Annotated in this window: 3 protein-coding genes and 6 pseudogenes; 5 read left to right on the plus strand and 4 right to left on the minus strand. The window is 68.2% G+C overall.

The window, feature by feature from the left end; translation table 11 throughout:
- Positions 1-411: pseudogene (locus tag AQJ91_RS51470) on the plus strand (aldo/keto reductase); the annotation flags it as partial.
- Positions 407-529: pseudogene (locus AQJ91_RS58000) on the plus strand (L-rhamnose mutarotase); the annotation flags it as partial. The pseudogenes AQJ91_RS51470 and AQJ91_RS58000, both read left to right, overlap by 5 nt.
- Positions 530-741: 212 nt before the next feature.
- Here AQJ91_RS58000 and AQJ91_RS46535 read toward each other — a convergent pair.
- Both AQJ91_RS46535 and AQJ91_RS46540 read right to left on the minus strand, forming a co-directional pair.
- Positions 742-2376 (minus strand): RICIN domain-containing protein, encoded by a 1635-nt coding sequence (locus AQJ91_RS46535; RefSeq protein WP_067035871.1) that lies wholly within the window; start codon positions 2374-2376, stop codon positions 742-744.
- A gap of 383 nt (positions 2377-2759) precedes the next feature.
- Positions 2760-3212, minus strand: a pseudogene (locus AQJ91_RS46540) (RICIN domain-containing protein); the annotation flags it as partial.
- Positions 3213-3259: 47 nt separating this feature from the next.
- On the opposite strand from AQJ91_RS46540, the pseudogene AQJ91_RS51480 reads away from it, so the two are divergent.
- Positions 3260-3606 (plus strand): annotated as a pseudogene (locus AQJ91_RS51480) (thiamine pyrophosphate-requiring protein); the annotation flags it as partial.
- A 32-nt stretch (positions 3607-3638) separates the two neighbouring features.
- Here AQJ91_RS51480 and AQJ91_RS46550 read toward each other — a convergent pair.
- Entirely contained in the window at positions 3639-5687 is a 2049-nt protein-coding gene (locus AQJ91_RS46550; protein ID WP_067035880.1) for an alpha-L-fucosidase, read from the minus strand.
- 349 nt (positions 5688-6036) lie between these two features.
- Between AQJ91_RS46550 and AQJ91_RS46555 the strand changes: the two are divergent.
- Positions 6037-6813: pseudogene (locus tag AQJ91_RS46555) on the plus strand (RICIN domain-containing protein); the annotation flags it as partial.
- A gap of 345 nt (positions 6814-7158) precedes the next feature.
- On the opposite strand, the pseudogene AQJ91_RS46560 reads toward AQJ91_RS46555, so the two are convergent.
- Positions 7159-7579, minus strand: a pseudogene (locus AQJ91_RS46560) (expansin EXLX1 family cellulose-binding protein); the annotation flags it as partial.
- A 343-nt stretch (positions 7580-7922) separates the two neighbouring features.
- On the opposite strand from AQJ91_RS46560, the gene AQJ91_RS46565 reads away from it, so the two are divergent.
- Complete coding sequence (locus AQJ91_RS46565) at positions 7923-9944, plus strand: ricin-type beta-trefoil lectin domain protein (protein ID WP_107122723.1); 2022 nt, start codon at positions 7923-7925, stop codon at positions 9942-9944.
- Positions 9945-10346: the final 402 nt, after the last annotated feature.

Consider the following 10346-nt stretch of genomic DNA (forward strand, 5'->3'; position numbering starts at 1 on the left):
AGACCACACGAACTGCTCCCGGAGGCGGCCACCCGTGGCTGGAGTGTCGTCATTGGCGGGGTGTTCAGCTCAGGGTTGACGGCCCCCCGGCCAGGTGCCACGTACGACTACGCACCGGCTTCGCAACCGGTCCTCGACCGGGCGCTACGACTCCTCGCGGTGTGCGAACGCCATTACGTGCCACTGCGTGCCGCCGCGCTGCGCTTCCCGTTCGGCCATTCCGCGGTCGCGAGCGTCCTGACCGGGGCGCGCTCCCCCCAGGAGGTGCGCGACACGGTGGAGCAGCTGTGGCGCCCGATTTCGGACACCCTGTGGGACGAACTGCGCACCGAGGGCCTGCTGGACCCGGACACCCCTGTCCCCGCAGCCGCGCCGACCGGGGAAGCCATGCCGTCGGAGGAGCCGCATTAAGGTCGCCCTGCACACCAGAGTCCGCGCCGACCGCATCGAGGAGTACGAGGCCGCGCACCGGGACGTGCCCGAGCAACTGACCGTCGTCATCCGCGCCGCGGGCGTGAGGGAGTGGACGACCGTTACGGCCGTGCGGACTACGACCTGCCCGTCATCGCACGGCCGCCACGTCTCCATGATGGTTTTGAGGAGCCGGTATGCCTCGGCCGTCATTTCACAGTCGGCGGCAGTTGCCCGCAGGCGCACGGATGACGGGCCGTTCCGTCCGGTGCCCCGTACGCGGAGAGGGGGCGCAGAACGGAACTACGCCGTCCGGGAGGTCGGCACCGCTCAGGAGGTGAGCAGCGCGAGGTCCACGGCGTTGGCGATGGCCTGCATGCCGACGCTGTTGGGGTGCAGATGGTCGCCGCTGTCGTAGGCGGGGAGCAATCGCGCCGGGTTGGCCGGGTCCCGGAGCGCCGCGTCGAAGTCGATCACCGCGTCGAAGGCGCCGCTGGTGCGGATCCAGTCGTTGACCTGGGCGCGGATGGCGGCCTTGGCGGCGGTCTGCGAGGAGTTCGGCAGGATCGTCCCGCCGATGATTCGGACACCGGCCTTGTGTGCCTGGTCGATCATGGTCTGGTAGCCGGCGATGATCTGGTCGGCGGTGACGCTGGTGTTGTTGATGTCGTTGATACCCTCCAGCACGATGGCGTTCTTCACGCCCGGCTGGGTCAGGACGTCGTGGGAGAACCGGGTCACGGCCGCGATGCCCTGCTGCGCGCTCGGACTGTCGGTGACCACGCGGTTGCCGCCGATGCCCGCGTTGACCACGCCGAGGCGCTGGCCGCCGGACTGGGCCTGGAGCCGCCGGGCGAGGTAGTCGGGCCAGCGCTGGTTGGCGTTGTCGGTGGCGCTGGAGCCGTCGGTGATGGAGTCGCCGATGGCCACGACGGTTCCCTTGGCCGTGGGTGACACGACGTCGAGTCCGGCGACGTAGAACCAGCGGGCCGTGGTGGTGGTGAAGTTCGTCGCGGCCTCCTCGGCCGCGTGGTTGCCGGTGCCCGCGGCGGACAGGTACGAGGTCTGGTGGGCGTCGTAGTGGTAGGTCGAGGCACCGGTGGTGCCCGGGAGATAGACGCTCACCAGCAGGTTCTGCTCCGCGACGACCTGCATCGGGATGACGTCGCTGGTCATTTCCTGCCCGGCGGGGATGGTGGGCGTGGCCGACCGGCCGAAGGTGACGGTACGCGTGGTGCCCGCGACCGCAGTGGCGCCGCTGGACTGGACGGCCACCGTGACGGCACCGACCGAGAGCGCGGTGGTGCCGCGCAGGTTGGACAGCCGGATGCGCAGCCCCGCGCCGGAGGTGTTGTTGTGGACGACCATCCGGATGGTCTGCGAGGTGAAGGCCTGGCCGCCGCTGACCATGCTCGGGCCCCAGGTCGCCGAGCGCAGGCGCTCGGTCAGGCTCCACTGCTGGTTGGTAGTGTTCTTGCAGGTCCACTGGATGATCGCGTGGTCCTCCGCGGTGGAGTTGTCGGAGACGTCCAGACACAGGCCGCTGCGGGCGGAGACGATCGCCGAGCCGCTGAAGGTCCAGCGCTGGTTACTTGAGCCGGTGCAGGGCCACTGGATGATCGCGGTTCCCGCGTTCGTGGAGCCGTTCTGGACGTCCATGCACTTGCCGCTGTTGATGTTGACCAGCGAGAAGGTGCCGTCGCTGTGGTCGACCGCCTCCCACAGCTGGCCGGGGCCGCCGGAGGCGGTCTTCTGCACGATCGCGGCTGCGTTGGCCAGGGAGTCCCCCAGCACGGCGGCGTTCTTGCCGCTGTGCGCCGCTGTCAGCGCGTAGACGTGGCCGCCCTGCGGCGCGCCCGCGGCCGAGGCGTCTCCCGCCGGGACGAGGGCGAGTCCGACAGCGGCCAGACAGGTGGCGGATGCCGTGGCCGTGAGTCTGGCGGAGAGTCTTCGGGAGGTGTGCATGTGCGGCCCTTCTTTGCTGGGTGGGGACGTGCGCGTCTTCTTCGTGGAGACGTGCGGGTCGAGGGGGCTGGGGCGCTCAGGAGGTGACGCTCCGCAGCGTGAACTGCTGGTCGAGCCGGCTTCCGCAGGTCTACTGGACCAGCGCGGCCCCGTCGGCGGAGGCCGAGTCGGCGGCCCAGGAGCCGGCGAGGTGGACGGTGGCGCCGGTCATGTCGCCGAGTGCGGGGAAGCCGTGTGCGCGGACGGCATGAGGGCGGCGTTGATGTACGGCAGGAGTGGGGGCTTGGGTGAAACCCGTGAAGTACAGCCGGACGTTGAGGTGACGTGCTCGGAGGAATGATGGAATCAGGCACGCGTTCTGGGGGGCGCCACCGCTGCCCCTACCAGATGCCGACGTTGCCGCCGTCGGCGCGGGAGAGACCCGCGACCTCCATGAGCTTGCCGCTGCCCACACCCTTGATCTTGTAGTAGCCGTCGCCGGTGTTGGTGAAGGTCCACTTCTGGTTCGTCCGGTTGAGCCAGGGCCACTGCAGCACGTTGCTGTTGTTCGCGGTGGCCCCGCCCTCCACGTCGGCGACCTTGCCGCTGTGCCCGGCGACCAGCCGGTAGACGGTGCCGTCGCCGGGCAGCGTGGTGGACACCACTGCCGGCTTGACCGACCGGCCGCCGATCCTCACGCCGCCCATGTTGGCGTAGCCGCCGGTGGCCGCGTTGGCCCGGATCCGTACGAAGCCCACGTTCCGGGCGGGCCATTCGGCCACCTTGGTGGCGCGGTCGCCGGCCCAGGTGCCGGTGGCGACCTGGGTGAAGTTCGTGCCGTCGGTGCTGGTGGAGATGCACGAGATTCGCCCAGGACGCCACCTTCCACAAGACCGCCGGGCTGGAGATGCGGGCGATGGAGGGCGCGCCGTCCTTCCTGCCCTCGCAGGAGCTCCCGGACGTCCAGTACCCCGCCTTCGCCCGCTCCCTGGGCCTGGCCGGCATCCGCGTGGAGAAGCCCGAGGACGTCGAGGCCGGCTGGCGCGCGGGCCTGGAGGCGGACGGCCCGCGGTGATCGAGTTCCTGACGGACCCGGCGGTCCCGCCGGTCCCGCCGCACGCGACCTGGCAGCAGATGGAGGCCACCGCCGAGTCGATCCTGAAGGGCGACGCGGACCGGGGGTCGATGGTGCGGCAGGGCTTCAAGTCGAAGGTGCAGGAGTTCTTGCCGGGGCGCGAGAAGAAGAAGTGACGCGACGCCACATGCAAGCGGGAGATGGTGGGTCAGGCCCCGAACGTCCACAGCAGGTTGGTGTGCTGCTGCCACGTCCACTGCTTGGCCACGGCCCCTGCGGTGACCATGCCGCCGCCGTCGAGGACCAGTCCCGTGCTGCGGTTGGCGATCGAGTACTGGCCTTGGCCGCGGTGGGTGATCTGCCACTGCTGGTTGGTGCCGCCGTTCCAGGGGGCCTGCCGGGCCGGGTCGCCGTTGCTGGTAGCGCCCCAGCCGTCGGCGACCATGCCGTTGGTGCGGTTGACGAGCCTGTAGTAGCCGTTGCCGAGTTCGATTGCCTGCCACTGGAGATTGGCGTGGTCTATCGACTCCCACTGCTTCAGGTTCGAGCCGCTGGCGACCTTGCCGCCGCTGTCCAGCGCCAAGTGGTTCGTGACATTGGTCAGGCGGAAGTACCTGGCCGGGTCGAACGTCACCTTCAGTGAGGCGATGGCGTCATTGTTGCCGGTCACCCGGAGGTCGGGGGTGTTCGAGGTGAACGTCCAGGCGGTGCCGGTGAAGTTGTCGCCGGAGTAGCCCGTCACCTGGTAGCCGTCGGGTACCAGGATGGACGAGGCCGCGGCGGGCGCCAGGCCGGCGGCGGCCAGCTGGGAGGAGGTGTAGCTGCCCAGCGGCAGGACGGCGCGGGCACCTTGGTAGTCGACGTTCTGGAACACCGTCGCGGAAGCCCTCACGGGCATGCCCTGGACCTCGACGCACACCACGGAGTCGTTGGCGTTCGGCGCGGTGGCCGGCACGGTGACGTTGATCTGGTCGGTGACGGTGTACGGGAGCGAGACCGAGGGGTTGTTCAGCAGATAGACGCGGTTGATCGTGTTGTCGATCACCGGGATCCGGAGCTGGCCGTTCGTGGGCCAGGTGAAGACATGGGCGAAGAGCTTGCCGTTCTTCTTGGTGACCCTTCCCCATGCGGGTTCGGTGGCGAACGGGCTGCCGCTGGTGCCGTGAATGCTGTCGCTGTACGTCGACATCCATGAGGCCAGGCCGTTCAGGACGGTCTGGGTTCCCGCTGTGACCGAGCCGTCGCCCTTGGGGCCGATGTTCAACAGGAGGTTGCCGTCCCGGGAGACCACCGTGACGAGCTCCTGGACGACATCCTTGACGGATCTGTAGGAGTTCTCCCTCGCCGCGTTGTAACCCCAGGCGCCGTTCATGGTGGCGCACCGCTCCCACGGCCGGCCCATCGGCTTGGCGGGTATCCCGAACTCCGCGACCGCGTAGTCGCCGAGACCGTGGTCCCGCTTGACCCGTTCGTTGATGATGAGGCCGGGCTTGCGGGCGATCAGCCAGTTGTAGAGGTCGACGCCGTCCGATTCCAGCCACCAGTCTTCCAGGGTGGGGCTGGAAGGCTCGGCGAACCAGTCGCCGTCGAACCAGAGCAGTGCCGGGTCGTAGCGGTCCAGCAGTTCCTGAAGCTGCGCCTTCATGTCGGCGATGTAGGCGGTGCGGGCGGCCTGCGACGACATCGTCGTGAGACCGCTCTCGTGGCGGTCGGTCTGGGAAGGGTGGTTCCAGTCGAGGATCGAGTAGTACAGGCAGAACTTGATCCCGCGGCTCTCGCACTCCGTCTTGAGGTTCATGAGCGGGTCGGTCTGGATGCCGTTGTAGTCGCGCAGGTTGTACAGCTTGGTGCCGGTGGTGTCGGTGAAGCTCGCCACGTCGGAGTTCCACATCGCGTAGCCCTCGTGGTGCTTGGCGGTGATCACGAGGTACTTCATGCCGGCGTTCTCGGCCAGTTCGGCGATGGTGGCGGCGTTGAACGCGGTCGGGTTGAAGTTCTGGGTGACCTGGGTCTGGTAGTTCGCCTTGCTCCACTGCTGGCTGTCGAACGCCCACTCGCCCTGGCCGAGGTACGAGTAGGACCCGAAGTGGATGAACATGCCGAACCGGGCCTGATACCACCAGTCCATCTTCGAGGGGACGGTGTACGCCTCGGCGGTGGCGGGCCACAGGACCTGCGGCAGCCCGAAGGTCGCGATTCCTCCGGCCAGGGCGGCGGCCTTCATCAGAGAGCGTCTGCTGAGGGGAGCTGAGGACATGGTGCGGCTCCATGTGTCAGGGGGAGGGAAGGCAGGCGTGACGAGCGGAACTCGGCTTGGGCACTCCACTCCGCGTCACACCCGAGGACATCGGATTTATTTATATGAGTACGGTGGTGGCCGCGTCTAGAGGCGAGACGATAACCCATGGCCACAATGGGCCCCTGAAGGATTCTCGAAGATGGAGGGAGCGCCGATGTCGGGCTATACATCGGATCTCTTCAGGGGGTACAGGCCAAGGGCGGCCCGCGCGAACGGGATGAGAACAAGCAGGTGGTCACCGCGGTGAGCGTGGCCGCCCCCGCCTGCCGGGTCCACCCGGCGGCGGAGACGGAGATCGCCCAGAAGGTCCTGGGACCTGTCCCCGGCCCTGCCTCACTCGATCACGATCGACCTGGGCGGTGTGTGGAGCAACGTCTCCACCCTGGAGTACCTGCCCAAGCAGTGGAACCGCAGCAACTCCACCGACGGCGACATCACCTCGTACACCATCCTGACCAGCACCGACGGGGTCACCTTCACCCAGGTCGCCACCGGCACCTGGGCCGGCAACCAGAAGACCAAGCTGGTCGAGTGGCCCAACCGGAACGTGGGCTTCGTACGGATCCAGGTCAATGCGGCCACCGGCGGCTACGCCAACATCAGCGGCGTCAGGATCGGCGGCCGGTCGGTCAAGCCGGCCCTGGTGTCCACCACACTCCCCGGCGAGGGCACCGTCTACCGGCTGGTCGCCCGGCACAGCGGCAAGGCCGCCGACGTGGAGGGCGGGGCCACCGCGAACAACAGCAACGTGCTGCAGTGGCCCTGGCTCAACGAGGCCAACCAGAAGTGGACCTTCATCAAGACCGGCGACGGCTACTACAAGATCAAGGGTGTGGCCAGCGGCAAACTCATGGAGGTCCAGGGTCTCTCCCGCGCCGACGGCGGCAACGTCGGCATCTTGTCGGACGCCAGTGCCCCCCAGCAGCACTGGGCCGTCACACCCACCGGTGACGGCTACTACTTCCTCATCAACCGCTACAGCGGGCTCTCCCTCGCCGTCGACGAGGGCAGCACCACCAACGGAGCCACCATCGAACAGCAGCCCTACACGTCACAGACCCACCAGCAATGGCAGATCATCTCCTCCTGGCCCTGCCCTGGCATCCCTCTCCTCCTCTACTGCCTGCTGTTGAGGAGGAGAGGTGACGGTCCTCTGCGGGCCCGAGGTGCTCGGGCACCCCCGCCCGGCCCCGACGGCGGTGGGGCCTCGACGGCAGCGTGGTCACCATTAACGTCCTGCTGTACTTCATCGGGCTTCACCCAGCACCCCCACTCCCGACCGACGGGTCCCCGGAGGCCGCACAGCGCCCCGGCTCCACAGTGTTTCACCCCCTCCGGCAAAGTCGGCGCCGTGCTTGGATCGGCCTGCGCGCCCGCGCCGGCCCCGGTCAACGGCTGGTTCGGAGGGGGCTCACTGTCGGCGCCAGGGTCAGTGCCGGGCGAACTGGATCCCCGTCGGCTGCACGGCTTCCGGCCGCAAGGCGATCCCGTTGATGGTCAGCCGTTCTCCGTAGATGTCGGTGATCCTGATCGCTTTGCCGCACCCGCTGCCGTCGGGTGAGAGGAAGTAGTTGTAGTCGGTGCGGGCCAGTTGGCGCCAGCCGCCGCCGGTGCGGACCTCCAGCCGAGCGAGCGGGTTGCGGTGGCCGATCGCCTGGATGCCGCACCAGTAGGGGCTGGATCCGTTCTTGTAGTGGATCGAGATCGTGCCCGGTGTGCCGGGGCTCAACAGGCTCCAGGTGATGGCGATCCGGCCGGTCGAGGTGGGGGCCAGTTCGGCGAAGGCCTGTTCGCTGAGGTCGAGTTGCCCCCAGCGCACAGGGCAGTGGGCATTCGTTGGTGATCCGGACCGGCGCGAAATCCAGCGGCGCCTGTTCGGGTAGCGCTGCGTCAGCGCGCGCCCGGGGCTCGTCTTGCTGGCGCATCGACGCGGACGCACCCTTCGGTGCGTCGCAGATGTCCCGTACCACCAAGACGCCTCAGAAAAGCCAGAACGATCCGTTGACTTCTGCGCGACCGGAACTCTAGCTTCAGCGGGGCCTGTTCGAAAATCTGTGCATTGTTCGACATGTCGACCGATCGTTCGTGGTCGACTGTCGTGCCTCCGGAAGGAACCGTATGCCGCTTCAGCGTTTCGTCCCCTGGACAAGGCGCCTGTGCAGAGCCGTCCTCGTCCGGACCGCGGTGCTCGCGATGGCCGCCGGTGCCCTGGTCGGGCTCCAGCACCAGCAGGCCACCGAACTGGGCCGGGTGGAACCGGTCGCGGTGACGTCGAATCAGATCGCGGTGCCCCCGGCGCCGATGGGCTGGGCCTCGTGGAACACCTTCGCCGCGAAGATCGATTACAACGTCATCAAGGGGCAGGTCGACGCGTTCGTCGCGGCCGGACTGCCGGAGGCGGGGTACAAGTACATCAACCTCGACGAGGGCTGGTGGCAGGGCACCCGCGACAGCGCGGGCAACATCACGATCGACGAGTCCGAGTGGCCCGGCGGCATGAGCGCCATCGCCGACTACATCCACAGCAAGGGCCTCAAGGCGGGCATCTACACCGACGCGGGCAAGGACGGCTGCGGCTACTACTTCCCGACGGGCCGCCCGGCCGCGCCAGGCTCCGGCAGCGAGGGGCACTACGAGCGGGACATGCTCCAGTTCTCGAAGTGGGGCTTCGACTACGTCAAGGTCGACTGGTGCGGTGGTGACGTCGAGGGGCTGGACGCGAAGTCCACCTACCAGGCCATCAGTGACGCGGCCGCGAAGGCGTCGGCCACGACGGAACGGCCGCTGACGCTGTCCATCTGCAACTGGGGCAAGCAGAACCCGTGGAACTGGGGCGCCGGCATGGCGGCCCTGTGGCGCACCAACACCGACATCATCTTCCATGGCAACGCGCCCTCGTGGACCAGCATGCTGGCCAACTACGACGCGAACGTGCACCCCTCGGCCCAGCACACCGGCTACTACAACGACCCGGACATGCTCATGGTCGGCCTGGACGGCTTCACCGCCGCCCAGAACCGCAGCCACATGAACCTGTGGGCCATCTCCGGCGCACCGCTCCTCGCCGGCAACAACCTGGCCACGATGAGCACCGAGACCGCGAACATCCTGAAGAACCCCGAGGTCATCGCGGTCGACCAGGACCCGCGCGGCCTCCAGGGCGTCAAGGTCGCCGAGGACACCACCGGACTGCAGGTCTACGGCAAGGTCCTGTCCGGCACCGGCAAGCGGGCCGTCGTCCTGCTCAACCGCACCTCCAGCGCGCAGAACATGACCGTCCGCTGGTCCGACCTCGGCCTGACCGGCGCCTCCGCCACGGTCCGCAACCTCTGGACGCGCTCCGACGTGGGCAGCTTCGGCACCAGCTACACCGTCTCCGTGCCCGCCAGGGACTCTGTGATCCTCACGGTCACCGGCGGCACCGAGGCGGCGAGTACGACGTACGAGGCCGAGGCCGCCGCCAACACCAAGGCCGGCTCCGCGGCCAACGCCACCTGCGCGAACTGCTCCGGCGGCACCAAGGTGGGCGGCGTCGGCAACGGCGCCGCCAACACCCTGCGGTTCAACAGCGTCGCGGCCGGCGCCACGGGCACCAAGGTCGTCGACATCGCCTACACCAACGGCGGCAGCGCGGCCCGTACGGCCCGGCTCCAGGTCAACGGACAGCAGGCGACCACGGTCTCCTTCCCGCCGACCGGCTCCTGGACCACGCCCGGCACCGTCTCGGTCGTGGTCTCCCTGGCCAAGGGCTCGGCGAACTCGCTGACGTTCTCCAACTCCTCGGCCTGGGCGCCCGATCTCGACGCGATCGAAGTGCGCCCGCTTCCCGGCGCCAACGGCACCCAGGTCGTCGGACGGCAGTCGAACCGCTGCCTCGACATCGACAACAACACGATCACCAACGGCATCCAGGCACAGCTGTGGGACTGCCAGGGCGGCGAGAACCAGTCGTGGACCAACACCTCACGCAAGGAGCTCGTCGTCTACGGCAACAAGTGCCTGGACGCCTACAACCGCGGCACGAGCGACGGCACCAGGGTCGTCATCTGGGACTGCAACGGCCAGACCAACCAGCAGTGGAACGTCAACGCGGACGGCACCATTACCAACGCCGGCCTCTGCCTGGACGCCTCGGGCGCGACGACGGCCAACGCCACCAAGCTGGTCCTGTGGACCTGCAACGGCGGCAACAACCAGAAGTGGACCCTGCCGTAGCCCGCACGACAGTGCGAGCAACTGTACGACGATCGGTGTAACTCCCGATCATGGAAGATGCGTCGATGACCGGTGAGGACGTGTCCGAGTCCGAGGCTGTCGAGTCCACGCGGGCCGTGGACGACCAGTTGATGTGACGAGTTGACGGGCCGGTCCCGGGCCGACGTGGCGATCATGTCGGCCCGGGACCACCGGCAAGGTCAGGCCCGCTGGACCATGCGCTGGAAGAACGCGCCGAACGCCTTCGACATCACCTTCGACGGCCGTCTGTCGGCGGTCCGTCACCAACCCCAACCACCCCAGTCCCAAGGACGGAATCGTGGACATCACCAGAAGACAGCTCGGCCGGCTCGCCGCGGTCGGCACCGGGGCCCTCCTGCTGCCGGGCCTGCTGCCACCCAG

The organism is Streptomyces dysideae, assembly GCF_001514305.1.
GTDB classification, from domain to species: Bacteria; Actinomycetota; Actinomycetes; order Streptomycetales; family Streptomycetaceae; genus Streptomyces; species Streptomyces dysideae.